The sequence below is a fragment of the Massilia sp. DWR3-1-1 genome (assembly GCF_049898325.1).
Lineage (GTDB): Bacteria > Pseudomonadota > Gammaproteobacteria > Burkholderiales > Burkholderiaceae_D > JAFCUW01.
This window is the reverse complement of record NZ_JAFCXL010000001.1, coordinates 91823-116194: the sequence shown is the minus strand read 5'-3', so window position 1 is coordinate 116194 and position 24372 is coordinate 91823. Positions and strand designations below refer to the sequence as shown.

General features: G+C 64.3%; 23 protein-coding genes. 16 read left to right on the top strand and 7 right to left on the bottom strand.

The window, feature by feature from the left end:
* Window positions 1-14: 14 nt before the first annotated feature.
* Genes ACP7EY_RS00540 through ACP7EY_RS00530 form a run of 3 tightly spaced genes read right to left on the bottom strand, consistent with a single transcriptional unit; the run spans window position 15 to window position 2658 of the window.
* Entirely contained in the window at window positions 15-1184 is a 1170-nt protein-coding gene (locus ACP7EY_RS00540) for a vWA domain-containing protein (protein ID WP_426189368.1), read from the bottom strand.
* A complete protein-coding gene (locus ACP7EY_RS00535) occupies window positions 1178-1777 on the bottom strand; it encodes a GNAT family N-acetyltransferase (RefSeq protein WP_426189366.1) in 600 nt (199 codons plus the stop codon). Before ACP7EY_RS00535 ends, ACP7EY_RS00540 begins: the two co-directional genes overlap by 7 nt.
* 17 nt (window positions 1778-1794) lie before the next feature.
* Window positions 1795-2658: an AAA family ATPase gene (locus ACP7EY_RS00530; RefSeq protein ID WP_426189364.1), complete on the bottom strand. Its 864-nt coding sequence runs from the start codon at window positions 2656-2658 to the stop codon at window positions 1795-1797.
* 183 nt (window positions 2659-2841) lie between these two features.
* On the opposite strand from ACP7EY_RS00530, the gene ACP7EY_RS00525 reads away from it, so the two are divergent.
* Window positions 2842-3168 carry a c-type cytochrome gene (locus ACP7EY_RS00525; RefSeq protein WP_426189362.1) on the top strand — a complete coding sequence of 109 codons (327 nt, stop codon included), beginning with the start codon at window positions 2842-2844 and terminating at the stop codon, window positions 3166-3168.
* Window positions 3169-3178: 10 nt separating this feature from the next.
* Complete coding sequence (locus ACP7EY_RS00520; RefSeq protein ID WP_426189360.1) at window positions 3179-3514, top strand: c-type cytochrome; 336 nt, start codon at window positions 3179-3181, stop codon at window positions 3512-3514.
* 68 nt (window positions 3515-3582) lie between these two features.
* On the opposite strand, the gene ACP7EY_RS00515 is transcribed toward ACP7EY_RS00520, so the two are convergent.
* Both ACP7EY_RS00515 and ACP7EY_RS00510 read right to left on the bottom strand, forming a co-directional pair.
* On the bottom strand, window positions 3583-4008 hold the full coding sequence (locus ACP7EY_RS00515; RefSeq protein ID WP_426189358.1) for a DUF1841 family protein: 426 nt from the start codon (window positions 4006-4008) through the stop codon (window positions 3583-3585).
* A 79-nt stretch (window positions 4009-4087) separates the two neighbouring features.
* Window positions 4088-4699: an RNA pyrophosphohydrolase gene (locus ACP7EY_RS00510; protein ID WP_426189356.1), complete on the bottom strand. Its 612-nt coding sequence runs from the start codon at window positions 4697-4699 to the stop codon at window positions 4088-4090.
* 212 nt (window positions 4700-4911) lie between these two features.
* Here ACP7EY_RS00510 and ACP7EY_RS00505 point away from each other — a divergent pair, with 212 nt between their 5' ends.
* The gene (locus ACP7EY_RS00505) at window positions 4912-6645 is read left to right on the top strand and encodes a proline--tRNA ligase (RefSeq protein ID WP_426189354.1); all 1734 of its coding nucleotides are present in this window, start codon (window positions 4912-4914) and stop codon (window positions 6643-6645) included.
* A gap of 14 nt (window positions 6646-6659) precedes the next feature.
* Window positions 6660-7250 carry a lytic transglycosylase domain-containing protein gene (locus tag ACP7EY_RS00500; RefSeq protein WP_426189352.1) on the top strand — a complete coding sequence of 197 codons (591 nt, stop codon included), beginning with the start codon at window positions 6660-6662 and terminating at the stop codon, window positions 7248-7250.
* Window positions 7251-7340: 90 nt separating this feature from the next.
* On the opposite strand, the gene ACP7EY_RS00495 is transcribed toward ACP7EY_RS00500, so the two are convergent.
* The gene (locus ACP7EY_RS00495; RefSeq protein ID WP_426189350.1) at window positions 7341-7751 is read right to left on the bottom strand and encodes an SWIB/MDM2 domain-containing protein; all 411 of its coding nucleotides are present in this window, start codon (window positions 7749-7751) and stop codon (window positions 7341-7343) included.
* A 228-nt stretch (window positions 7752-7979) separates the two neighbouring features.
* On the bottom strand, window positions 7980-9347 hold the full coding sequence (gene ffh, locus ACP7EY_RS00490; RefSeq protein ID WP_426189348.1) for a signal recognition particle protein: 1368 nt from the start codon (window positions 9345-9347) through the stop codon (window positions 7980-7982).
* A 233-nt stretch (window positions 9348-9580) separates the two neighbouring features.
* On the opposite strand from ffh, the gene ACP7EY_RS00485 reads away from it, so the two are divergent.
* The 12 genes from ACP7EY_RS00485 to ACP7EY_RS00430 all read left to right on the top strand — a co-directional run bounded on the left by ACP7EY_RS00485 (window position 9581) and on the right by ACP7EY_RS00430 (window position 24370).
* Complete coding sequence (locus ACP7EY_RS00485) at window positions 9581-10555, top strand: ABC transporter substrate-binding protein (RefSeq protein WP_426189346.1); 975 nt, start codon at window positions 9581-9583, stop codon at window positions 10553-10555.
* A 21-nt stretch (window positions 10556-10576) separates the two neighbouring features.
* The gene (locus tag ACP7EY_RS00480; RefSeq protein ID WP_426189344.1) at window positions 10577-11413 is read left to right on the top strand and encodes an ABC transporter permease; all 837 of its coding nucleotides are present in this window, start codon (window positions 10577-10579) and stop codon (window positions 11411-11413) included.
* Between the two features lie 2 nt (window positions 11414-11415).
* The gene (locus ACP7EY_RS00475) at window positions 11416-12213 is read left to right on the top strand and encodes an ABC transporter ATP-binding protein (RefSeq protein ID WP_426189342.1); all 798 of its coding nucleotides are present in this window, start codon (window positions 11416-11418) and stop codon (window positions 12211-12213) included.
* Between the two features lie 93 nt (window positions 12214-12306).
* Entirely contained in the window at window positions 12307-13113 is an 807-nt protein-coding gene (locus ACP7EY_RS00470) for a cytochrome C assembly family protein (RefSeq protein ID WP_426190020.1), read from the top strand.
* Window positions 13110-13367, top strand: coding sequence for a PP0621 family protein (locus ACP7EY_RS00465; protein WP_426189340.1), 258 nt, complete (start codon window positions 13110-13112; stop codon window positions 13365-13367). Before ACP7EY_RS00470 ends, ACP7EY_RS00465 begins: the two co-directional genes overlap by 4 nt.
* A 2-nt stretch (window positions 13368-13369) precedes the next feature.
* Window positions 13370-15076 (top strand): sensor histidine kinase, encoded by a 1707-nt coding sequence (locus ACP7EY_RS00460; RefSeq protein WP_426189338.1) that lies wholly within the window; start codon window positions 13370-13372, stop codon window positions 15074-15076.
* On the top strand, window positions 15073-16524 hold the full coding sequence (locus ACP7EY_RS00455) for a sigma-54-dependent transcriptional regulator (RefSeq protein WP_426189336.1): 1452 nt from the start codon (window positions 15073-15075) through the stop codon (window positions 16522-16524). The genes ACP7EY_RS00460 and ACP7EY_RS00455 overlap by 4 nt, the downstream gene beginning before the upstream one ends.
* Window positions 16524-17171 (top strand): 1,6-anhydro-N-acetylmuramyl-L-alanine amidase AmpD, encoded by a 648-nt coding sequence (gene ampD, locus ACP7EY_RS00450; RefSeq protein ID WP_426189334.1) that lies wholly within the window; start codon window positions 16524-16526, stop codon window positions 17169-17171. Before ACP7EY_RS00455 ends, ampD begins: the two co-directional genes overlap by 1 nt.
* Window positions 17172-17500: 329 nt before the next feature.
* Window positions 17501-20449 (top strand): ribonucleoside-diphosphate reductase subunit alpha, encoded by a 2949-nt coding sequence (locus ACP7EY_RS00445; protein ID WP_426189332.1) that lies wholly within the window; start codon window positions 17501-17503, stop codon window positions 20447-20449.
* A gap of 67 nt (window positions 20450-20516) precedes the next feature.
* Window positions 20517-21620, top strand: coding sequence for a ribonucleotide-diphosphate reductase subunit beta (locus ACP7EY_RS00440; protein WP_426189330.1), 1104 nt, complete (start codon window positions 20517-20519; stop codon window positions 21618-21620).
* Between the two features lie 1024 nt (window positions 21621-22644).
* Window positions 22645-23763 (top strand): hypothetical protein, encoded by a 1119-nt coding sequence (locus ACP7EY_RS00435; protein ID WP_426189328.1) that lies wholly within the window; start codon window positions 22645-22647, stop codon window positions 23761-23763.
* A gap of 76 nt (window positions 23764-23839) precedes the next feature.
* Window positions 23840-24370, top strand: a complete 531-nt coding sequence (locus tag ACP7EY_RS00430; protein ID WP_426189326.1) for a YggT family protein — start codon at window positions 23840-23842, stop codon at window positions 24368-24370.
* Window positions 24371-24372: the final 2 nt, after the last annotated feature.

Sequence of the window (24372 nt, the reverse complement as noted above, 5' to 3'; positions counted from 1 at the left end):
ATTGCTGACATCGCCTACTTGCTCAGCAGGCGCATGCCCCGTTCCAGCCCGTCTATGGTGATCGGAAACATCCGGTTGTGCATGATCTGGCGGATCACGGCAATCGACTGCCGGTATTGCCAGCTCGCTTCCGGCTCGGGATTGAGCCAGATAAATTTCGGAAAGGCGTTGCAACAACGCGCCAGCCAGGTCGAGCCTGCTTCCTCGTTGTTGTATTCCACCGAGCCGCCCGCCTGCAGCACCTCGTACGGGCTCATGGTGGCGTCGCCGACGAAAATGAGCTTGGTGTCGGGCGGGTATTTGCGCAGGACGTCCCAGGTGGGGAAGCGCTCGGCGTTGCGGCGCCGGTTGTTTTTCCACAGGAAGTCGTAGACGCAGTTGTGGAAGTAGAAGAACTCCATGTTCTTGAACTCCGTCTTCGACGCCGAAAACAGTTCCTCGGTGCGCTCGATATGGTCGTCCATGCTGCCGCCCACGTCGAACAGCATGAGCACCTTGATGTTGTTCTTGCGCTCGGGCTGCATGCGGATGTCGAGGTAGCCGGCGTTGCTGGCGGTGGCGCGGATGGTGGCGTCGAGCGCCAGTTCTTCCTCGGCGCCCTGGCGGGCGAATTTGCGCAGGCGACGCAGGGCCACCTTGATGTTGCGCGTGCCCAGTTCGCGCTCGCCGTCGTAGTCCTTGAAGGCGCGCTGCTCCCACACCTTGACGGCTGTGCGATTGCCGCCGGCGCCGCCGATGCGGATGCCTTCCGGGTTGCTGCCGCCATTGCCGAACGGCGAAGTGCCGCCCGTGCCGATCCACTTGCTGCCGCCCTCGTGGCGTTCTTTTTGCTCCTTGAGCAGCGCATTGAGGCGGTCCATCAGCTTGTCGTAGCCGTATTTTTCCAGCGCCGCCTTCTGTTCCGGCGTCAGTTCGCGTTCCATGCGCTTGAGCAGCCAGTCGAGCGGGATGGCGCCGTTGCTGTCGAAGGCGGCGTGGACGCCCTTGAAATACTGGCCGAAGGCGCGGTCGAACTTGTCGTAGTGGGCTTCGTCCTTGACCAGCACCAGCCGGGCGAGGAAATAAAAATCGTCGAGCGACTGGTCGATCAGCTGCTTGTCGAGCGCTTCGAGCAGGGTCAGGAATTCCTTGATGGTGACGGGAATCCTGGCGTCCTTGAGGGTGTAGAAAAAATCGATCAGCATGGCGCCTCCCCGCCGTGGCGGCGCAGGCGGTCGGCCAGTTGCGCCTGAATTTCCGGCCATTCGCCGCGCACGATGCTGTACATCACGGTGTCGCGCACGCTGCCGTCGCGCCGCCTGGCATGGTGGCGCAGCACGCCATCCTTGCGTGCGCCCAGGCGCTCGATCGCCTGCTGCGAGGCGTAATTGAAATTGTCGGTACGCAGGCCCACCACGGCGCAGCCCAGGGTGTCGAAGGCGTGGCCGAGCAGTAGCATCTTGCAGCTGCTGTTGACGTGGCTGCGCTGGACGCGCCGGGCGTACCAGGTCCAGCCGATTTCGAGGCGGTCGACCTGTTCGACGATGTCGTGGTAGCTGGTCGAGCCCAGCACGACGCCGCTGGCCGCCTCGATCACGGCGAAGGCCAGCCGGTTCGGCGTGGCCAGGGCCGCGGCGATGTACGCCTCGACCTGGTCGGGCTCGGGCACCGAGGTCACGCGCAGCTGCCACAGGGCGCCGTCGCTGGCGGCGGCGCGCAGGCCGTCGGCATGGTGCGGCGCCAGCGCTTCGAGGCGCACGCCGTTGGCAGAGAGAACCACCGCTTGGGGAACGATCATGGCAAGCGCATTCCTGCTTAACGGTTGGTGCGCGACATGTGCACGAGGCGCTCGAACAAATGCACATCCTGCTCGTTCTTGAGCAGCGCGCCGTGCAGGGGCGGCACCACCGCGCGGCTGTCCTGGCTGCGCAGCGCTTCCGGGCCGATGTCTTCGGCCAGCAGCAATTTGAGCCAGTCCAGAAACTCGGACGTCGACGGCTTTTTCTTCAGGCCGGGCACGTCGCGCACTTCATAAAAACTGTTCAGGGCCTGCGCCAGCAGGTCCTGTTTCAGGGTCGGATAGTGGACCTTGACGATGGACGCCATGGTGTCGCGGTCGGGGAATTTGATGTAGTGGAAAAAGCAGCGGCGCAGGAAGGCGTCCGGCAGTTCTTTTTCGTTGTTCGAGGTGATGATCACCAGCGGGCGGTGGAGCGCCTGCACCATTTCGCGCGTTTCATAAACATAAAATTCCATCCGGTCCAGCTCGCGCAACAGGTCGTTGGGGAACTCGATGTCGGCCTTGTCGATTTCATCGATCAGCAGCACCACGGGCGCCGGCGCCGTGAATGCCTGCCACAGCACGCCCTTGACGATGTAATTGTGGATGTCGCGCACGCGCTCGTCGCCCAGTTGCGAGTCGCGCAGGCGCGAGACGGCGTCGTATTCGTACAGGCCCTGCTGGGCCTTGGTGGTCGACTTGATATGCCACTGCATCAGCGGCATGCCCAGCGCGGCCGCCACTTCCTCGGCCAGCATGGTCTTGCCGGTGCCCGGCTCGCCCTTGATCAGCAGGGGCCGCTGCAAGGTGAGGGCGGCATTGACGGCCAGTTTCAGGTCCTGGGTGGCAACGTAGCTGGCGGAGCCTTCGAAGCGGCGGGGCGTCGTGTGTGCGGTCATGGGTGGGCGGCAAAGTGGTGGAAATTGAGGCTGAGTATATGTCAATTGCGAGGTCCCTTGCGCCTTGCCACGCGGGCCGCGCCCGTTGTGGACTGCCAGGAACTCTTGCGTTAGAATCGAATGCTAATAATATAAGTTGTAAAAAGGCGCGGTCGGATCCGATAACTCTTTACCATTGCAACCATGAAAAAAATCACCGCACTTCTCGTGCTCGCCAGCGTGCTTCCCTTCGCTGGCGCGGCCGACATCGTTGGTAATCCCAAGGCGGCCGCCGCCAAGGTTGAAATGTGTATCGGGTGCCACGGCATCGCCGGCTACAAGACCGGTTACCCGGAAGTGTACCGGGTGCCGATGATCGCCGGCCAGTCCGCCAAGTACCTCGAAGCGGCCCTGACCGCCTACAAGAAGGGCGATCGCAAGCACCTGTCGATGCGCGGCGTGGCCGCCTCGATGAGCGAGCAGGACATCGCCGACGTCGCCGCCTACTACGCCCAGATGCCGGTCAAATAAGGAGAACCCGATGAAACTGCTGCTCGTTGCCCTGACCGCCGCCGCGCTGAGCGTGCCCGCCGCCGCCGCCGATATTGCCCGTGGCGCCACCCTGACCAAGACCTGCGTGGCCTGCCACGGCGCCGACTTCAACAAGCCCATCGACCCCAGCTACCCGAAGCTGGCCGGCCAGCACCCGGACTACCTGGCGCACGCGCTGACGGCCTATAAACGGGGCAACGGCGTCAACGGCCGCAACAACCCCATCATGGGCGCCCAGGTGGCCAACCTGTCGGACAAGGACATCGTCGACATCGCCGCCTACCTGGCCAGCCTGCCGGCGACGATCGGTACCGGCCACCGCTGATTACGCAAGCCTGCCCCTGTAAAAAAAGCCCCGCTGATCGCTCAGCGGGGCTTTTTTTGTGTTGCAGGCTATTTGCCGCCCTTGCGCACGCACTCGATGTAGGCGGCCGTATCGGGTTCGGTGCCGGCGCGCTGGGCCGCCCAGATCATCTGGCCCAGGCACTCCATGATCTGGTGGTGCGCATCGTGGGCGCCGAGCCGGACGGCGAGCGCGTTGAAGGCGTCGCGGATGCCGTGCGGCTGGTCGGCCTGGACCTGCTCGGCGATCGACAGGTGCATCGACAGGTGCAGGAAGGGGTTGGTCTGGCCGCTCTCGACGGAATAATCGCGGGCGATGGCGGCCTCCGGGTCGGCCAGGGTGGCCGCGTATTCGGGGTGCTCGGCGATCCAGTCGGCGGCGATGGCGTCCATCGGGCTGAGGATCTCGCCGGCGTGCTGCTTGCGCCAGGCTTCGCAAAAGAACCGGCGGACGTCGTGGGAAGAGGGGGTGAACATGGTGGCGCTTCTCGGTGCGGGGAGGCGCTCATTGTAACGGATGCGACGATGGACGCCGGGGCGTCCATCGTGGTTCAACTTATGGCTTGTCGGGCGCCAGCAGCAGGCCCGGCATCAGCACCACGGTCTCGTCGGCGGGGGCGGGCGGACGCGGCGCGTGCGGCTGGCGCAAATAGCGCGCCGTGTGACGCCGCTCGTGCGTGTGGCCACCCTGGCCGGGCCAGGACAGAAAGCGCGACAGCTCCTGCAGGGCGCGCTGGTAGACGTCGCGCTTGAATTCGATGACGACGTCGAGCGGCACCCAGTAATCGTGCCAGCGCCAGGCGTCGAATTCGGGGTGGTCGGTCAGGCGCAGGTTGACGTCGTTGTCGCGCGCGACCATGCGCAGCAGGAACCAGATCTGTTTCTGGCCACGGTAATGCCCGCGAATTTCACGCTTGATAAAATGATCGGGCACCTCATAGCGCAGCCAGTCGCGGGTGCGACCGACGATCTTGACGTGTTCCTTGCGCAAGCCGATTTCTTCTTCGAGCTCGCGGTACATTGCCTGTTCCGGCGTTTCTCCGTATTTGATGCCCCCTTGCGGGAATTGCCATGAGTGCTCGCGCACCCGCTTGCCCCACCACACCTCGTTTTGGGCGTTGAGCAGGATGATGCCGACGTTGGGCCGAAACCCTTCACGGTCGAGCATGCTTCACCTCGAAACTTTCTGCCAGCGCGTGCTCTTTCCGTTTTACCTCTAAATCCGTCGTCCTGCGGCCGCACCCACCGGATTTTCGACGCGCGAAAACGGCGGGAACCGCTCCAACGGACCCATTTGTACAAAGATTGGACGCATCGGCCAGCTAATCCTTTAAAATTAGGTTGATTATAACTCTCTCTTTTTAAAAAGAATTCATCGATATGCGCGCCTCCCGATTTTTTATTTCAACACAAAAAGAAGCGCCTTCCGACGCCGAGATCGTCAGTCACCAGCTGATGATGCGCGCTGGCATGATCAAGCGCCTCGGTTCCGGTATCTACACCTACATGCCGACCGGTCTGCGCGTGATCCGCAAGGTCGAAGCGATCATTCGTGAGGAAATGAACAAGGCCGGCGGCATCGAGCTGCTGATGCCACTCGTGCAGCCGGCCGAACTGTGGCAGGAAACGGGCCGCTGGGACAAGATGGGCCCCGAGCTGATGCGCGTCAAAGACCGCCACGGCCGCGAGTACGCCATCCAGCCCACGTCCGAAGAAGTCATCACCGACGTGGTGCGCACGGAAATCAAGTCCTACCGCCAGCTGCCGCTGAATTTTTATCACATCCAGACCAAGTTCCGCGACGAGCGCCGTCCCCGCTTCGGCCTGATGCGGGGCCGCGAATTCACCATGAAGGACGCCTACAGTTTCGACCGCGACCTGGCCGGCATGCAGGCCTCCTATAAAGTCATGTTCGACGCCTACACGGCCATCTTCACGCGCTTCGGCCTGAAGTTCCGCGCCGTCGCCGCCGACAACGGCGCCATCGGTGGCAGCGGTTCGCACGAGTTTCACGTCATCGCCAGCACGGGCGAGGACGCGCTCGTGTACTGCCCCACCTCCGACTTCGCCGCCAACATGGAAGCGGCCGAAGCGATGCCTGTCGCGGCCACGCGCGCCGCCGCCACTGCCGCCTTGAGCAAGGTCGCCACCCCCGGCACCACCAAGTGCGAGACCGTGGCGACGCTGCTCAAGCTGGACCTGGCGCAAACGGTAAAAACCATTGCGCTGACGGTGGAGAAGGAAGTGGCCGGCAAGCTGGTCAAGGAAAACTGGATGCTGCTGCTGCGCGGCGACCATGAACTCAACGAGATCAAGGTGGGCAAGGTCGCCGGCCTGGCCGCCCACCGCTTCGCCACCGAGGCGGAAATCCTCGACTGCTACGGCACCATTCCCGGCTACCTGGGCCCCATCGGCACGCGCCAGCCCGTCACCATCGTGGCCGACCGCACGGTGGCCAACATGGCCGATTTCGTCTGCGGCGCCAACGAGGAAGGGTTTCACTACACGGGCGCCAACTGGGGCCGCGACCTGCCCGAGCCGCTGGTGGCCGATTTGCGCAACGTCGTCGCCGGCGACGCCTCGCCCGACGGCAAGGGCGTGCTGGCCATCGAACGGGGGATCGAAGTCGGTCACGTGTTCCAGCTCGGTACGGCCTACTCGGAGAGCATGAAGGCCACCTTCCTCGACGAAAACGGCAAGCCGGCGCCCCTGCAAATGGGCTGCTACGGCATTGGCGTGACGCGCATCCTGGGCGCGGCCATCGAGCAGAACTTCGACGACAAGGGCATCGTCTGGCCCACGGCGATCGCGCCGTTCGAGCTGGTGCTGTGTCCGATGGGAATGGATCGCAGCGAACTGGTCAAGACCACCGTCGACCAGCTCTATGCCGACCTGCAGGCAGCCGGCGTCGACGTCATCGTCGATGACCGCGGCCTGCGCCCGGGCGCCATGTTCGCCGACTGGGAACTCATTGGCGTGCCGCACCGCATCGTGGTGGGCGAGCGCGGCCTGAAAGAGGGCAACCTCGAGTACCAGGGCCGGCGCGACGCCGCTGCCACCGCCGTGCCCGTCGACGGCATGGTGGCCTTCATCAAGGACCAGTTGTCGCGGTGAAGGCGGTGCTGAGCATGCTGGCGCGGGCGGCCTTGCTGGCCGGTCTGCTCGCATCGTCCTGCGCCTGGGCCGGCAACCAGAAAGAGGAAGCGCTGGCCGACTCGGTGCGGCTGGCGCTGGCCAACGCCATCAAGGACGCCCGTCCGCCGCAGCCCGTGTTGCGCGACGAGGCGGCGCGCCAGCACTTCGCGCAGTGGCTGGCGACCATGTCGGAACGGCTCAAGCGCAAACTGCCCGACGAGCAGCTGCGCATCGAATTTCTCACCACCGCCTGGTACGAAGCGACCCGCGCCGGCCTCGACCCGGGCCTGGTGCTCGGTCTCATCCAGGTCGAGTCGGCCTACCGCAAATATGCCGTCTCGATGGTGGGCGCGCGCGGCTACATGCAGGTGATGCCGTTCTGGGCCGCGGTGATCGGCGACAGCGACCGCAGCAAACTGTTCAATATGCAGACCAACCTGCGCTACGGCTGCGCCATCTTGCGCATGTACATCGACATGGAAGGGGGCAGCCTGTACCTGGCGCTGGGCCGCTACAACGGCAGCCGCGGTCGGCCCGAGTACCCGAATGCGGTGCTGGCGGCGTGGAAGCGGTGGGAGCAATAAGCCGGCAAACCACCGTCCCCGCCAAAAAAAAAGCCCCGATATGCTGATCGGGGCTTTTAATATGCAATTGGCCGACCGGCCACATTCTTCTTATTTCAGGTGATCGGAAATCAGCTTGGTCATTTCGAACATCGATACTTGCGCCTTGCCGCCGAAAACGGCTTTGAGCTTGTCGTCGGCATTGATCATGCGGCGATTGGCTGCATCTTGCAGTTCGTGTTTCTTGATGTACTCCCACACTTTCTTGGTCACTTCGGTGCGTGGCAACGGCGTCGCGCCGACCACACCCGCGAGGATGTCCGAAGGCGTCATGGCCTTCATGAAAGCGGCATTGGGCTTGCGGGGTGCGGCTGGCTTCTTGGCGGCGGCGGCGGCTTTCGGCGCGGCGGCCTTGGCTGGAGCTGCTGCTTTTTTCGCTGCCGGCTTGGCCGCTGCTGCTGGCTTGGCCACGGCGGCCTTTTTTGCTGGCACTGCTGCTGGGGTTTTTTTGGCTGTTGCCATCTTCGAGCCTCCTGAACGGACAATATGGGAAATTGCGCTATACATCGCACGGCTTATATTGGTGGCCTTTTACTGTTGTTGCAAGTGTTTTTCATCATTTTTCGTATCGGAAACAGTCGAAACCGCCAGAACAGAGTATTTGGCAACGCCACAGAGGGAAAAGCCATGAAAAAAGCCGGCGCCAAGGGGGTGTTTCCCCTTGCGCCGGCCTGTATAAAGGGCGGTGAATTAGCGCATGCCGGGCATCATGCCCTTCATTCCGCGCATCATTTTCATCATGCCGCCGCCTTTGAATTTCTTCATCATGGCGTTCATTTGTTCGTACTGGGCCAGCATGCGATTGACTTCCTGCACCTGCACGCCGGCGCCGGCGGCGATGCGGCGCTTGCGGGTGGCCTTGATCAGTTCCGGCTTGGCGCGCTCGGACGGGGTCATCGAATCGATGATGCCGACCATGCGCCGCACCTGCTTGTCGGCCTGGTCCATGTTGGCGCCGCCGGCCGCTTGCTGGAACTGCGCCGGCAGTTTGTCGAGCAGGCCGGCCATGCCGCCCATTTTCTTCATCTGGCCCAGCTGCGCTTTGAAATCGTTCATGTCGAACTTGCCGCCGACCTTGATTTTATTGGCCAGGTCGGCCGCCGCCTTGGTATCGACCCCTTTGCGCGCCTCTTCCACCAGCGCCAGGATGTCGCCCATGCCGAGAATCCGGTTGGCCATACGCTGGGCATCGAACGCTTCGAGGCCGTCGAGCTTTTCCGACACGCCGGCAAACTTGATGGGCTTACCGGTAATGTGGCGCACCGACAGGGCGGCGCCGCCGCGCGAGTCGCCGTCGAGCTTGGTGAGCACGATGCCCGTCAGGGGCAGCGCGTCATTGAAGGCCTTGGCCGTGTTGATGGCGTCCTGGCCCAGCATGGCATCGACCACGAACAGCGTTTCGATGGGCTTGACGGCGGCGTGGACGGCGGAGATTTCCTGCATCATCGCCTCATCGATGCCGAGACGGCCGGCGGTGTCGATGATGAGCACATCGTGGTAGTGCTTCTTGGCCCAGTCGAGCGCGGCCAGGGCGATGTCGACCGGCTTGTCGGTGGCGGACGAGGGGAAGAAGTCGGCCCCCACCTGCCTGGTGACGGACTCGAGCTGGGCGATGGCGGCGGGACGGTACACGTCGGCCGAGACCGTCAGCACTTTCTTTTTCTTTTGTTCCTTCAGGTACTTGGCCAGCTTGCCGACGGTGGTGGTTTTACCCACCCCCTGCAGACCGGCCATCAGGATGATGGCGGGCGGCTGCTGGGCGAACGACAGTTGCGACGCTTCCGGGCCCAGGTCGGCACCCATCAGGGCGCCCAGTTCCTTTTGCACCACGCCGACGAGCGCCTGGCCGGGGCTGAGCGAGGACAGCACTTCTTCGCCGAGGGCTTTTTCCTTGACGCGGCTGATGAATTCGCGCACGGCGGGCAGGGCAACGTCGGCCTCGAGCAGGGCCAGGCGCACTTCGCGCAGCATCTCGGCGGTGTTCGTCTCGGTCAGCCGCGCCTCGCCGCGCATGGTCTTGACGACCTTGGCCAAGCGTTGGGTTAAGTTATCTAACATGGTCTACCTGACTTGGGTTGGAGGGGGAGGGCTGCCGTGGCGGCCGAAAAATCAAGCGGCCATTTTACCCGAAGCGCCGCACCGCCTGCACGCTGTGCTGGCGGCGCCCGACAGATTGTATCGGCGCGGTTTTTACTATCGACTCATGGACGGGATTGTATGCATAATAGTGGCTGCCATATTTGCTTACTTGACCATTGGCCACACGCACCACCACAACAACGGAGACCGGCATGACCCATAAAACCATTTACACCACCCTCGCCCTGGCGGCGATGCTCACCGCAGGCAGCGTCCAGGCGCAGGAAGTGGTCCGCCTGGGCAATCTGAAATTCGCCCACTACGGCGCGGTCTCGTACATGAAGGAAATCGCACCCAAGTGCGGCATCAAGATCGACGAAAAAATCTTCGCCAAGGGCCTCGACGCCATGCAGGCGGTAATCGCCGGTGAACTCGACGTCGCCACCACCGCGTCGGAGGCGGCCATCTCCGGGCGCGCCAGCGGTGCACCCATCTACGTCGTCGCCGGTTTCGCCAAGGGCGGCGCCCGCCTGGTGGCCCGTCCCGACCTGGGCATCAAGTCGGTCAAGGATTTGAAGGGCAAGAAAGTGGGCGTCACCCGTGGCGCCATCCAGGAAGTATTGCTGATGGCCGAGCTGCAAAAGCACGGCTTGACGGCCGATAGCGCGCCCGGCAAGGACGTGCAACTGATTTACCTGTCCTACCCGGACCTGAACGCGGCGCTGCTGGGCAAGAACATCGACGCCATGATGCAGTCGGAGCCACAGTCTTCGCAGGCGATCAACAAGAATTTCGGGGTCGAAGTGATCAAGCCCTACGACACCCCCATCGGCGAGCCCGTGCGCACCATGGTGATGACCGAAAAATTCTACAAGGAGAAGCGGGTGCTGGCCGAGAAGTTCATGCGCTGCTTCGTCGAAGCGACCAAGACCTTCATCGACAACAAGCCACTGGCGGAGAAATACGTGCGCGAAACCGTCTTCAAGGGCCAGATCAGCACCGACGATTTCAACGATGCGATGGGCAACGCCGAGTACACCTACGACGTCACCGCCGAGCACATCCAGATCACCACCGACATCATGGCCAAGACGGGCGTGGGCAAGATGGCCAAGCCGCCCGTGGCGAAAGACTGGGTCAAAACGGATTTGCTGATGGAAGCAAAGAAAAGCCTCAAGGTTAATTAAGCGTCGATCGGATATTTTTTCATGCAAAAAGCAATAGTGCGCGGCGCCGGCCTGGGCCGCTTCGTCGGCCTGATCGTGCCCGCGCTGATCATCGCCGCCTGGCAGGGCGTGGCCATGGCCGGCTGGGTCAATCCCCAGGTCCTGCCCTCGCCGCTGGCCGTGGTCGAACGCTGGATCGCCTACCTGCTGCCGATGCAGCCCTACGACCCCGCCGGCGGCACCAGCAAGCTGGCCTGGATGTTTTCCGGCGAGTTGATCATCGATTCGATCGGCAGCATGTACCGGGTGGTGGTCGGCTTCGTCATCGGCGCCGGCCTGGCCCTGCCGATCGGCCTGGCGATGGGGGCCAGCAACCGCGTCTACGCGTGGTTGAATCCCCTGTTCCAGTTGCTGCGGCCGATTCCGCCCATCGCCTACATCCCCCTGTCGATCCTGTGGTTCGGGCTGGGCAATCCGCCAGCCGTGTTCCTGATCGTGCTGGGAGCGTTTTTCCCCGTGCTGATGAACACCATCGCCGGCGTGCGCCAGGTCGACAGCATTTATTTGCGCGCTGCCCGCAACCTGGGCGCCAGCCAGCGAACCATGTTTATCAGGGTGATCCTGCCGGCGGCCGTGCCGTACATCCTGGCCGGCGTGCGCATCGGCATCGGCACCGCCTTTATTGTCGTCATCGTCTCCGAGATGATCGCGGTCAACAATGGCCTCGGTTTCCGCATCCTGGAAGCGCGTGAATACTTTTGGTCCGACAAAATTATCGCCGGCATGATCACCATTGGCCTGTGGGGCCTGGCCATCGACGTCGGCATGAACCGCCTGAACAACCACTTGCTGCGCTGGCACCGCGGTCTGGAGCATTGAGCATGAACACGCCTCACATTATTATCAGCGGCGTCAATAAAATCTTTCGCACCGACGAGCGCGAGCTGGTCGCCCTGAAAGACATCAACCTGGAAATCCCGCGCGGGCAATTTACCTGCCTGCTGGGGCCTTCCGGCTGCGGCAAGTCGACCCTGCTCAACGCCATCGCCGGCTTCGCCCTGCCCACCTCGGGCAGCATCGTCGCCGATGGCAAGCAGGTGACGGCGCCCGGTCCCGAGCGGGGCATGGTGTTCCAGGAATACGCCTTGTTCCCCTGGATGACGGTGGAAGACAATATCGGCTTCGGCCTGGAAATCAAGGGCATGGCGCGCGCCGATATCAAGCAGCGCGTCGATGGCTTGCTGGCGATGCTGTCGCTGTCGGACTTCCGCGCCCGCTTTCCGAAGGATTTATCGGGCGGCATGCGCCAGCGCGTGGCGATCGCCCGCGTGCTGGCGCTCGATTCGCCCATCATGCTCATGGACGAGCCCTTCGGCGCCCTCGACGCGCTCACCCGCCGCAACCTGCAGGACGAGTTGCTGCGCATCTGGTCCGAACTGAAGAAGACCATCATCTTCGTCACCCACAGCATCGAGGAGGCGATCTACCTGGCCGACCGTATCGTCGTGATGACCTACCGGCCCGGCACCGTCAAGCGCGACATCCTCGTCGAGCTGCCGCGCGAGCGCGACCCCGCCTCGCCCGAGTTCAATGCCTTGAAACGCGAACTGGGGCAACTGGTGATGGAAGAGCAGCAGCGCCACCACAACGACGAGATGCGCATGGCGGCGGTGGACTGAGTTCAGGCGGGGGCGGGCACGTCGTCGTCGACGGGCCGGCCCTGGTGGCCGCCGCACCACCCGGGCGGGGCACCATGGTGTAAACTGATGCGCATGCACACCACCTATTTTTATGCCGCCGCGCTGCTCTACGCCGTGTGCGCCCTGTTGCCGCTGCGCCAGGGCGGCCTGATTGCCGCCGGCACCAGCCTGGCCTGGCTGCTGCACGCGGGCGCCCTGTGGTTCAATATGCAGGCGCCGGGCGGCGTGCGGCTCGGTTTTGCCGTCATGCTGTCGGCCGCCCTGTGGGTGTCGGTGGCGGCCTACCTGGTGGAAAACCGCAATTTCGCCCTCGACGGCCTGCGCCGCATGGTGCTGCCGTGCGCCGCCGTCGCCGCCGCCCTGCCGGCCGTGTTTCCCGGTGTCGTCTTCCAGCTCAAGGGCCAGTCGCCCGCCTTCGGCTGGCACATCGCCGTGGCGGTGCTGGCCTACAGCACCCTGACCATCGCCGCCTTCCACGCCGTCCTGATGGCCCTGCAGGAAGCGCGCCTGCATGCGCGCTCGCCGGCGCCCGCGCGCTGGCTGGGCCGCTCGCTCGACCAGTTGCCGGCCCTGCTGACGATGGAAAAACTGCTGTTTCGCCTGATCGGCATCGGCTTCATCCTGCTCACGCTCACCGTGCTGTCGGGCGTGGTGTTTTCCGAGCAGCTCTTTGGCGCCGCCCTCAAATGGGACCACAAGACCGTCTTCGCACTGCTGTCGTGGCTGCTGTTCGGCGCCCTGCTGGCGGGGCGCCGCTGGAAAGGCTGGCGCGGCAAGATGGCGCTGCGCTTCACCCTGGCCGGCTTTGCCACCCTGGTGCTGGCTTACGTCGGCTCGCGCTTCGTGTTCGAAGTGGTGCTGCACCGGGCGGTCGCATGAGCCGCCTGTTGTTCTGGCTGGCGCTGGCCGTGCTGGTGGTGTTCGCCATCCGCGCCAAGATCCAGGCCGCGCGCGCGCGCGCCGACCGCGCCAATCGCTTCGATGCGGCGCCCGGCGCCGTCAGCCCCGCCGAAGGGGGCGAAGCGATGACCTCATGCGCCCACTGCGGCCTGTACTTCCCCGCCTCCGAAGCGGTGCGCGCCGACGGCCTCGATTACTGCTGCCCGGCGCACGTCCGCCTGCCGGCACCCTGACGATGTCGCGCGGCCACTGGCTGTGGAACGGCGCGCCCGCCGCGCGCGCGCCCCTCGCCACCCGGGCGTCGTTCTGGCGTTCGCTGCAGACGCTGGCCTTGACCCGCATCGCCATCGCGGTGGTGCTGCTGGCCTATCTGAGCCTGGGCAGCGAGGGCTGGCGCAGCGCCGCGCCCCGCCTGTATATCTATACCTGCCTGGCGTACCTGCTGGGCGGCGGCGTGTTCGCCCTGCTGGCGCTGTACCGCCGCCGTCACTTCCTGCTGCAACTGTGCACCCAGGTGGCGCTCGACCTGGCCGTCATCGCCATGCTGTACGCCGCCGCCGGCGGCATCCGCAGCAGCCTGGCGATCCTGTTCCTGTTTCCGCTGGCCGGCGCCGCCATCCTGGCGCCGCGCCTGCTGGCGCTGTTCGCCGCCGCCCTGGCCACCCTGGTGGTGATTGGCCACAGCGGCTATCAAATGCTGGCGCTGGAAGGCGAAACGGCCCAGCTGCTGCAGTCTGGCGTCTACGGCGCCATGTTCTTTGCGCTGGTGCTGGTGGTGGGCGGGCTGGCCCGGCGCCTGATCCGCCAGGAGGAACTCGCTGCAGGCCATGGCGCCGACCTGGCCATCCAGCTGGCCATCAATCACATCGTCATGGCCGACGTGGGCGATGGCATCCTCGTCGTCGGCGCCGACAGCCGGGTGTTTACCAGCAATCCGGCAGCCCGCCGCATGCTGGCGCTGGCGCCGCCCGACGATGGTGCCCCGCTCACGCTGGCGGCAGCGCCCGCGCTGGCGCCGCTGGCCGAGGCCTTCGCCAGCTGGCGCGGCTGCGATTGCGGCGAAGCGTATGTCGTCATCAAGCCCGAGCCGGACGCCAGTGGCACCCGCAGCGTGCGCCCGGAACTGGCGGCGCACCTGAAACTGCGCTTCGCACGGGTCGAAACGGCGGCCAATGCGCACGAGCGCTTCGTCATCTTCCTGCAGGACGTCACCGCCATCGAAAACCAGGCGCAGCAACTCAAGCTGGCGTCGATGGGGCGGCTCACCGCCAGCATTGCCCATGAAGTGCGCAATCCCCTGTCGGCGATCGGCCACGCCACCTCCCTGCTGGCCGAAGACCTGGCCGATCCCGGCCACGCGCGGCTGCTGAAAATCGTCGGCGACAACGTGGCGCGGGTCAACCGCATGATCGAAGACATCCTGCAGCTCTCGCGCAAGGTGCAGCCGCAGACCACGCCGCACGCGCTGGGCCCGTTCCTGGCCGACGTCGGCGCCGAATTCGAGGAAACCCACGGCTTGCCGGGCGCGCTGATCGAGCTGGCGGCGGGCAGCGCCGCCGTGCGCTTCGATCCCCTGCACCTGCGCGAAGTGGTGGTCAACCTGCTCACCAACGCCATCCGCTACGCCAGCGGCACGGCCGGCTCGATCCGCCTGTTCGTCGTCAGCGACACCCCCGGGCGGCTCGAGCTGCACGTGCAGGACGACGGCCCGGGCATCACGCCGGAAGTGCGCGCCCACCTGTTCGAGCCGTTCTACACCACCTCGAGCAAGGGCACGGGCCTGGGGCTGTACCTGGCGCGCGAGCTGTGCTTGAATAACGGCGCCATGCTCGATTATGAGTATCGTATCGACGCCGGCCACTTCGGCCTGCGCAAGCCCACCGGCCGCTTCGTCATTTCGTTCGCCCACACCGCTTCGCTTGCAGAGAAGGTTACGCCATGAGTTCACCCCGGGTCCTGGTCGTCGACGATGAAGCCGACCTGCGCGAACTGCTCGACATTACCCTGGTGCGCATGGGCCTCGACGTCGCCTGCGCCGCCACCCTGGGCGAGGCGCGCGCGCTGTTCGCCGCCGCACCGTTTGCGCTGGTGCTGACCGACATGCGCCTGCCCGACGGCCTGGGCCTGGAGCTGGTGCGCGAGGTGGCCGCCAGCGGCAAGGGCACGCCGATCGCCGTCATCACCGCCTACGGCAGCGCCGACAACGCCGTCGTCGCCCTCAAGGCGGGCGCCTTCGACTACGTCTCCAAGCCGGTGGTGCTCGACGATTTGCGCCTGATGGTGCGCTCGGCGCTCAAGCTGGCGGCGCCGGCGCCGGCATCGGCACGCGGGGCCGGGCCGGCCGCCGGCGCGGCGGGCGGCTCGAACGGCAGCCGCCTGATCGGCGATTCGCCCGCCATGCAGGCGCTGCGCGGGCAGATCGGCCGGCTGGCCCGCTCGATGGCACCGATCGCCATTTCCGGCGAGTCCGGCAGCGGCAAGGAACTGGCGGCGCGTGAAATCCACGACCAAAGCGCCCGCGCGGCCCAGCCTTTTATCGCCGTCAACTGCGGCGCCATCCCCGAGGCCTTGATGGAAGCGGAGTTCTTCGGCTACCGCAAAGGGGCGTTTACGGGCGCCGCCGATGAGCGCGACGGTTTTTTTCAGGCGGCCAACGGCGGCACCCTGATGCTCGACGAAGTGGCCGACCTGCCGCTGGCGATGCAAGTGAAGCTGCTGCGCGCGATCCAGGAGCGGCGCGTGCGCAAGATCGGCGCCACCGCCGAGGAAAGCGTCGACGTGCGCATCATCAGCGCCACCCACAAGGACCTGGCCGCCTGCGTCGAGCAGGGCGCGTTTCGCCAGGATCTGTTTTATCGCCTCAATGTCATTGAGCTGACCCTGCCGCCCCTGCGCGAACGGCTGGTCGACCTGGCCGTGCTCACCGACGCCATCCTGCGCCGCCTGGCCGGCAGCGCCAGCCCGGCCAGGCTGGGCGCCGGGGTGCTCGACACCTTGCGCGCCTATGCGTTTCCTGGCAATGTGCGCGAGCTGGAAAACGTGCTGGAGCGCGCGCTAGCGTTTGCCGACGACGGCGTCATCGAGACGGGTGACCTGTCGCTCAAGGCGGCCCGGGTGGCGCCACCGGACGGGCAGGTCGCCGCGCCCATCCCGGTCACTGCGGTCACCCCGGTCACCCCGATCACCCCGGTCGCGCCGGCGGCCAGCGCCGAACTGCCCGCAAATTTACCGGCCAATCTGCCCGATCACCTGGCCCAGGTCGAGCGCGAACTGATCGTCAGGGCGCTGGCGCAAACCCAGTTCAACCGCACCAAGGCCGCCGAGTTGCTGGGCATCAGCTTCCGCCAGCTGCGCTATTCGATGCAAAAGCTGGACATCCAGGAGCCCTGATGACGCGCCCGTTTGACCAGGACGCCATCGACAGCGAGGGCTGGTGGCCGCCCGCGCGCCGCTACGACTCGCCCAACTGCAATGCGCGCCCCGACGGCGCGCCCATCGAGCTGATCGTCCTGCACAACATCAGCCTGCCGGCCGGCCGCTTCGGCGGCCCCCACATCGCCGACCTGTTTAGCAATCGCCTCGACGTCCGTGCCGACCCCAGCTTCGCCGAACTGCGCGCGCTGCACGTGTCGAGCCACTTCCTGGTGCGCCGCGATGGCAGCGTGACGCAGTTCGTGGCATGCCAGGGGCGCGCCTGGCATGCAGGCGTGTCGGTGTTCGACGGGCGCGCCAATTGCAACGATTATTCGGTGGGCATCGAGATCGAAGGCAGTGATTTTGTTGCTTTTTCGTCAGCCCAGTACGACAGCGTCGCCCGCCTGGTCGCGGCCCTGGCGGCGCGCTACCCGATCGCCGCCATCGCCGGCCACGAGCATGTCGCCCCGGGCAGGAAGAGCGATCCCGGACCGTTTTTCGACTGGTCAAAATTACAAGCGATGGTCCTGCCAGCGGCAGAGAAGTTAGTGCTCGCTAACCGCCGATGCACCAGTGCTTCCAAGCTGCGCAAAGTCAAGTGGGCACACCTCGATTTCGGCTAAATATTTACTTCCCAATGGTGTTGGAAATATATTGCAGGCCTGGCAGTCAGGTACTACAATTAGTCTCAAGTTAGCTTTCGTGACTAGATGTAGTGGTGTAGAGGCAGTTTAGCCATAGCCCGGTACACCACGAAAGTCAAGTCTGACTTGCACGATCGAGCACCCCAATCCCTGCCTTTCGCCCGTCATTGCCGCCCCCTTGTCGATCAAGGCGCCCGGCTGGGCGTTCGGTATGGGTCGGTGGCTCGTCCGCTTTTTTCGTCATGGCCAACCGCCGTGCGTTCGACAACAAAGGCCGCCCACAACAGCGGCCAACCTGGGGAGCTTCAATGCATACTTCACAAGATATTTCTACCAATCCGCTGCACCTGACCCCGGGTTCGGCCGTCGCCAGCACCACCGAACTGGCCGCCAGCGGCGACTACCGCATCATCCGCCGTAACGGCGCCGTGGTCGCTTTCGAGCCGTCGAAAATCAATGTCGCCATGACGAAAGCGTTCCTGGCCGTGCATGGCGGCCAGGGCGCCGTTTCGGCCAGCATCCGCGACAAGGTCGAGCAATTGACCGCCGGCGTGGTCGCCGCGCTGGTGCGCCGCCAGCCGGGCGGCGGCACCTTCCACATCGAAGACGTGCAAGACCAGGTTGAACTGGCGCTGATGCGCTCGGGCGAGCACGACGTCGCCCGCGGCTACGTGCTGTACCGCGCCAAGCACATGGAAGAGCGCCGCGCAGCCAAGGAAGCCGCCGGCGGCAAGGCCGACGTGGCCGCGCCGCAGATCCACGTGCTGGAAAACGGCCAGCGCCGCGCGCTCGACATGCAGGAAGTGCGCGACCTGATCGGCGCCGCCTGCGTGGGCCTGGAAAAGCACGTCGACGCCGACGCCATCCTCGCTGAAACGGTGCGCAACCTGTACGACGGCGTGCCCGTCGAAGAGCTGCACAAGTCGGCCATCCTGGCCGCCCGCGCATTGATGGAAAAAGACCCCGCCTATTCGCAAGTGACGGCGCGCATCCTGCTGCACACCATCCGCAAGGAAGTGTTTGGCCAGGAAGTGCCGCAGGCGAAGGCTGCCGCCCATTACGTCGACTACTTCCCCCAGTACATCGCCAAGGGCATCGCCAACGACCTGCTCGACCCGGTGCTGGCCTCCTACGACCTGGCCAAGCTGGCCAAGGCCCTGGTGGCCGACCGCGATCTGCAGTTCGGCTACATCGGCCTGCAAACCCTGTACGACCGCTACTTCCTGCACGTGCGCGACGTGCGCATCGAGATGCCGCAGGCGTTCTACATGCGCGTGGCCATGGGCCTGTCGCTGCGCGAGGAAAACCGCGAAGCGCGCGCCATCGAGTTCTACAACCTGCTGTCGAGCTTCGATTTCATGAGCTCGACGCCGACCCTGTTCAACTCGGGCACCCTGCGCTCGCAGCTGTCGTCGTGCTACCTGACGACCGTGTCGGACGACCTGGAAGGCATCTACGACGCCATCAAGGAAAACGCCCTGCTGGCCAAGTTCGCCGGTGGCCTGGGCAATGACTGGACCCCCGTGCGCGCCCTGGGCGCCCACATCAAGGGTACCAACGGCAAGTCGCAAGGCGTGGTGCCGTTCCTGAAAGTGGTCAACGACACCGCCGTCGCCGTCAACCAGGGCGGCAAGCGCAAGGGCGCCGTCTGCGCCTACCTGGAAACGTGGCACCTGGACGTCGAGGAATTCCTCGACCTGCGCAAGAACACGGGCGACGACCGCCGCCGCACCCACGACATGAACACGGCCAACTGGATTCCCGACCTGTTCATGAAGCGCGTGATGGAAAAGGGCGACTGGACGCTGTTCTCGCCGTCGGAGACGCCGGACCTGCACGACCTGGTCGGCCGCGCCTTCGAAACGGCCTACACGGGCTACGAAGCGAAGGCTGCGCTTGGGGAGATCCGCGTGTTCAAGAAGATCGCTGCCCTCGACCTGTGGCGCAAGATGCTCTCGATGCTGTTTGAAACGGGCCACCCATGGATCACCTTCAAGGACCCGTGCAACATCCGCTCGCCCCAGCAGCACGTGGGCGTGGTGCACAGTTCGAACCTGTGCACGGAGATCACCCTCAACACCAACGAGAGCGAAATCGCCGTCTGCAATCTCGGTTCGGTGAACCTGCCGGCGCACATGAAAGAAGGCAAGCTCGACCACGTCAAGCTGCAGAAAACCGTGCGCACCGCCATGCGGATGTTGGACAACGTCATCGATATCAATTACTACGCCGTCGAAAAAGCCCGTAACTCCAACCTGCGCCACCGTCCCGTCGGGATGGGCGTGATGGGCTTCCAGGATTGCCTGCACATGATGCGCGTGCCGTTCGCGTCGAACGAAGCGGTCGCGTTCGCCGACACCCAGATGGAAGCGGTCTGCTACTACGCCTACCTGGCCTCGACGGAGCTGGCCGAAGAGCGCGGTCGTTACGAATCCTACGAGGGTTCGCTGTGGTCGCGTGGCATCCTGCCGCAGGACTCGGTGCGCCTGCTGGCCGAAGAACGGGGCGGCTACCTGGAAGTGGACGATTCGTCGGCCATGGACTGGACCCTGGTGCGCCAGCGCATCGCCCAATTCGGCATGCGCAACTCGAACTGCGTGGCGATCGCGCCGACGGCGACGATTTCCAACATCATCGGCGTGTCCGCCTGCATCGAGCCGACGTTCCAGAACCTGTACGTGAAATCGAACCTGTCGGGCGAATTCACGGAAATCAATGCCTACCTGGTGCGTGACCTCAAGGCGCGCGACCTGTGGGATGAAGTGATGATCGCCGACCTGAAATACTTCGACGGTTCGCTCGTCAAGATCGACCGCATCCCGCAAGACCTGCGCGAGATCTACGCCACCGCCTTCGAAGTGTCGCCAAGCTGGCTGGTCGAAGCGGCCTCGCGTCGCCAGAAGTGGATCGACCAGGCGCAATCGCTCAACATCTACATGGCCGGCGCGTCCGGCAAGAAGCTCGACGAAACGTACAAGCTGGCATGGCTGCGCGGCCTGAAAACCACCTACTACCTGCGCACCATCGCCGCCACCCACATGGAGAAATCCACCTCCCGCACGGGCGCCCTGAACGCGGTGGCCGTCGATGGCGGCATGTCGGCCTCGGCCACTGCCTCGGCAGCGGCAGCGGCAGCGGCAGCGGCGGTGGCCGCACCGGCAGTCGCTGCTGTGCAAGCGAGCAGCGAAGACGACGGCGCCGCCTGCTATTTGCGTCCGGGCGACGACGGTTTCGAGGAATGCGAAGCCTGTCAGTAACATTCATGAGGCGCGCCGCCCGGCGGCGCGCCTGTCATCCCTCTAGATAGAGCACAAGGAAATCATCATGTTGTCATGGGACGAAGATACCACCGCCGCCGCGCCGATCCCGGCGCCGGGATTTGAAGCACCGGCCGATGAAGCGTCGGTCGCCAAGCGCGTCAATGCGGACGACAAGCGCATCATCAACGGCAAGACCGACGTCAACCAGTTGGTGCCGTTCAAGTACAAATGGGCCTGGGACAAATACCTGGCCGGCTGCGCCAACCACTGGATGCCGCAAGAGGTCAACATGCAGCGCGACATCGAGCTGTGGAAGAACCCGAACGGCCTGACCGACGACGAGCGTCGCCTGGTCAAGCGCAACCTGGGCTTTTTCGTCACCGCCGATTCGCTCGCCGCCAACAACATCGTGCTGGGCACCTACCGCCACATCACGGCGCCGGAATGCCGCCAGTACCTGCTGCGCCAGGCTTTCGAGGAAGCCATCCACACCCACGCCTACCAGTACATCGTCGAGTCGCTGGGCCTGGACGAGGCGGAGATTTTCAACGCCTACAATGAAGTCAAGTCAATCCGCGACAAAGATGAGTTCCTGATCCCCTTCATCAATGTGCTGACCAATCCCACCTTCACCACCGGCACCACCGAGTCCGACCAGACCTTGCTCAAGTCGCTGATCGTCTTCGCCTGCCTGATGGAAGGCCTGTTCTTCTACGTCGGCTTCACCCAGATCCTGGCGCTGGGCCGCCAGAACAAGATGATGGGCGCTGCCGAGCAGTACCAGTACATCTTGCGCGACGAGTCGATGCACTGCAATTTTGGTATCGACCTGATCAACACCATCAAGATGGAAAACCCGCTGCTGTGGACGCCGGAGTTCCGCGAAGAGATCAAGCAGCTGTTCCACCAGGCGGTCGACCTCGAGTACGCCTACGCCGAAGACACCATGCCCCGTGGCGTGCTGGGCCTGAACGCCTCGATGTTCAAGGGGTACTTGCGCTTCATCGCCAACCGCCGCTCCGTGCAGATCGGCCTCGAGCCGCTGTTCCCGCACGAAGAAAATCCGTTCCCGTGGATGAGCGAAATGATCGACATGAAGAAGGAGCGTAACTTCTTCGAAACGCGCGTGACGGAATACCAGACCGGTGGGGCGCTGAACTGGGAGTGAGTTTTCCCGCAGTGCCGCTGCAAGCGACCAACCCGGCCATGTGCCGGGTTTTTTTATCGCCGCTGATCCGGGCGTGGATCGCCCCGTGCAGCGCTCGTTGCGCCAACGAGACGAAAACGCCCGCGCCGCCCACGCCGGCGGTCAATTCGCGTCCGCCGGCCTGCGATGCGATGGCGCGCGCGCCGGCCGCACCCGCGCCAGCAGGCGCGCGGCAGCCCCGGCGAAATCGCGCCATTTTCTATACGGCCCGCAGGTACGGGCTGTCTGCGCAGTGCGCCGGGCCTTTCTTCGAACGGTTCACGGCACCGTCTGCGCCATCGATGGCGCGCCCCAACGCGCCTTGGCAGGCGAACTCGCGCACCGATCGCGACGCGTTCGATGACGCCGCCGCGCCGACGGGTTTGCGCAGACGTGCGCGTCGATAAAAAAGCCTGCGATTTTCTCCGTGTGCCAGTTGCGTAGTGTTAAGCTTTTCGTGTAATTTACGTGATTGAATTTGTCGCATTGTGAAGTCGCCGTATTTTTCGCGCACACGACGTCAGATTGAACCGATCAAATGGGAAGCTGATTCACACAGATATGCACCGGACCTCACCGAAAACCGCAAGCCGCACTGCTTGAGCAAGATCAGGCATGGCGGCTTTTTTGTTTCGGGTTGGTGCAGTCGCCAGGTGGGGACAGTGTCCCGGTAGTCCCGATTTTGTCGTCGCATTGTGTCGACGACGACGGCTGAAGTGCTGCAATCGTGAGGAGTTGCAGCAGTTCAGCTGGTGCCGAATTCACTAGCGCAAACCCCGCCTCATGTTTGCGCCGATGAATAATTCGCTCGACCGTACAACGCTGGTCGAACGGGTTTCAACCTTGTAGCGTATTTTTTCATCGAAGATGAAGGAGAACTCAAATGGCAACAGCAGCAAAAAAAGCAGCAGAAAAAAAGCCGGTAGCCAAGTCCGCCGCCGCCTCTAAACCCGTTGCGAAGAAAGCGGCAGTCGCCGCCAAGCCAGTCGCCAAAAAGGCCGCTGCCGTGACCAAGCCAGTCGCCAAAAAAGCCCCTGCGGCAGTCAAGCCAGCAGCCAAGAAGGCCAGTGTAGCGGCGACCAAGTCGACCGCGCCAGCAAAAAAAGCGGCGACCCCTGCCAAGCCGGTCGCCAAGCCAGCGGCCAAGAAAGCCGCCGCCACCAAGGCAGCGCCGAAAGCAGCACCGAAAGCAGCACCGAAAGCGGCGGCCAAGGCAGCACCGAAAGCGGCAGCCAAGGCAGCACCGAAAGCGGTAGCCAAGGCAGCACCGAAAGCGGCCGCCAAGGCAGCACCGAAAGCGGCAGCCAAGGCAGCACCGAAAGCGGCGGCCAAGGCAGCACCGAAAGCGGCAGCCAAGGCAGCACCGAAAGCGGCCGCCAAGGCAGCACCGAAAGCGGCAGCGAAGAAGGTGAGCAGCAAGGCAGCCGTCAAGCCGGTCGCTAAAAAAGCGGCAACGACCAAGGCGGCAGCGCCCGCGAAAAAAGCGGCGACCAAGACCACGGCCAGCAAGTCGGTGGCGAAGCCTGTCGCCAAGCCGGCAGCGAAAAAAGCGGTCGTCAAAGCGGTCGCCAAGCCAGTGGCCAAGAAAGCCGCCGTTGGCAAGGTCGCCGCCAAGCCAGCCGCCAAGCCAGCTGCCAAGAAGGCCGCCGTTGCCACCAAAACCGTCGCCAAGCCGGTAGCGAAGAAAGCGGTCGCCGCCAAGCCGGTCGCGCCAGTCAAAGCGGCACCGAAGGCAGCGGCCAAGCCCGTCGTCGCCAAGCCAGTCGCCAGCAAAGCCATCACCACCAAAGCAGCAGCCAAGCCAGCAAGCAAGACCGCAGCCAAGCCAGCAGAAAAGACGGTAGCGGCTAAGCCAGCGGCAAAAAAGCCCGCTAAGGCTGCGGCGCCGGCAGCACCGGCACCAGCACCAGCACCGGTAGCGGCGCCAGTTGCGCCAGTGGCGGCCAAGCCGGCGCCAGCGAAGCGTGCTGCGCCGAAAAAAGCCGCCAAAGCGGCTGCGACGCCAGCGTCGGCCGTTGCCGCGCCCGCCGCGCCAGCGGAGAAGCCGGCAGCACCAGCGCCAACCGCCAAGACCGCGTTGGCGCCAGCTGCCGCCTGGCCATTCCCCACCAGCAGCCGTCCGTAATAGCCAGCCGCGCCTCCTTCAGGCAAAATACCGCTGTGTGACTTTCACACAGCGGTATTTTTTTTAAGGAGTCGATGTGCTCAGTATTCTCCAGTTGATCGTCGATACCATCGCCACCTTGCTCGGCGGGGTCTTGCTGCTTCGTTTCTGGATGCAGGCCACGCGCGTGCGGCCCCCCCAATCGGTGGCCCAATTTACTTACACGGTGACGGACTGGCTGGTGCGGCCCCTGCGCCGCGTGGTGCCGGGGGTGGGCGGCTACGACTGGGCCAGCCTGATCGGCGCCTTCCTGATCGTCATGCTGGGCACTTCGGTGTACCTGCTGGCCGGCCTGCCCGTCGAGACGGTGTTCCTGCATGCCATCCACCGCTTTCTCACCTGGATCCTCTACGGCTTCATGGCGCTGTTGATCATCGAAGCCATTTTCAGCTGGGTCAATCCGCAGGCCCCGCTGGCGCCCCTGGTGAGCGCGCTCAATGACCCCCTGCTGCGGCCCCTGCGCCGGTTGGTGCCCACCCTGGGTGGCCTCGACCTGTCGATGCTGGTGGCATTCATCGTGCTGCGCATCGTCATGTACCTGGTCGATACGACGATTCCCCACTTTTGACC

Bases quoted from the DNA above. Each gene is read 5' to 3' on its own strand.
- ACP7EY_RS00465 (WP_426189340.1), top strand. From the start codon at position 13,110: ATGAGCCGCCTGTTGTTCTGGCTGGCGCTGGCCGTGCTGGTGGTGTTC.
- ACP7EY_RS00505 (WP_426189354.1), top strand. From the start codon at position 4,912: ATGCGCGCCTCCCGATTTTTTATTTCAACACAAAAAGAAGCGCCTTCC.
- ACP7EY_RS00485 (WP_426189346.1), top strand. From the start codon at position 9,581: ATGACCCATAAAACCATTTACACCACCCTCGCCCTGGCGGCGATGCTC.
- ACP7EY_RS00495 (WP_426189350.1), bottom strand. From the start codon at position 7,751: ATGGCAACAGCCAAAAAAACCCCAGCAGCAGTGCCAGCAAAAAAGGCC.
- ampD (WP_426189334.1), top strand. From the start codon at position 16,524: ATGACGCGCCCGTTTGACCAGGACGCCATCGACAGCGAGGGCTGGTGG.
- ACP7EY_RS00540 (WP_426189368.1), bottom strand. From the start codon at position 1,184: ATGCTGATCGATTTTTTCTACACCCTCAAGGACGCCAGGATTCCCGTC.
- ACP7EY_RS00500 (WP_426189352.1), top strand. From the start codon at position 6,660: ATGCTGGCGCGGGCGGCCTTGCTGGCCGGTCTGCTCGCATCGTCCTGC.
- ACP7EY_RS00460 (WP_426189338.1), top strand. From the start codon at position 13,370: ATGTCGCGCGGCCACTGGCTGTGGAACGGCGCGCCCGCCGCGCGCGCG.
- ACP7EY_RS00535 (WP_426189366.1), bottom strand. From the start codon at position 1,777: ATGATCGTTCCCCAAGCGGTGGTTCTCTCTGCCAACGGCGTGCGCCTC.
- ACP7EY_RS00475 (WP_426189342.1), top strand. From the start codon at position 11,416: ATGAACACGCCTCACATTATTATCAGCGGCGTCAATAAAATCTTTCGC.
- ACP7EY_RS00525 (WP_426189362.1), top strand. From the start codon at position 2,842: ATGAAAAAAATCACCGCACTTCTCGTGCTCGCCAGCGTGCTTCCCTTC.
- ACP7EY_RS00440 (WP_426189330.1), top strand. From the start codon at position 20,517: ATGTTGTCATGGGACGAAGATACCACCGCCGCCGCGCCGATCCCGGCG.
- ACP7EY_RS00520 (WP_426189360.1), top strand. From the start codon at position 3,179: ATGAAACTGCTGCTCGTTGCCCTGACCGCCGCCGCGCTGAGCGTGCCC.
- ACP7EY_RS00470 (WP_426190020.1), top strand. From the start codon at position 12,307: ATGCACACCACCTATTTTTATGCCGCCGCGCTGCTCTACGCCGTGTGC.
- ffh (WP_426189348.1), bottom strand. From the start codon at position 9,347: ATGTTAGATAACTTAACCCAACGCTTGGCCAAGGTCGTCAAGACCATG.
- ACP7EY_RS00455 (WP_426189336.1), top strand. From the start codon at position 15,073: ATGAGTTCACCCCGGGTCCTGGTCGTCGACGATGAAGCCGACCTGCGC.
- ACP7EY_RS00480 (WP_426189344.1), top strand. From the start codon at position 10,577: ATGCAAAAAGCAATAGTGCGCGGCGCCGGCCTGGGCCGCTTCGTCGGC.
- ACP7EY_RS00445 (WP_426189332.1), top strand. From the start codon at position 17,501: ATGCATACTTCACAAGATATTTCTACCAATCCGCTGCACCTGACCCCG.
- ACP7EY_RS00515 (WP_426189358.1), bottom strand. From the start codon at position 4,008: ATGTTCACCCCCTCTTCCCACGACGTCCGCCGGTTCTTTTGCGAAGCC.
- ACP7EY_RS00510 (WP_426189356.1), bottom strand. From the start codon at position 4,699: ATGCTCGACCGTGAAGGGTTTCGGCCCAACGTCGGCATCATCCTGCTC.
- ACP7EY_RS00530 (WP_426189364.1), bottom strand. From the start codon at position 2,658: ATGACCGCACACACGACGCCCCGCCGCTTCGAAGGCTCCGCCAGCTAC.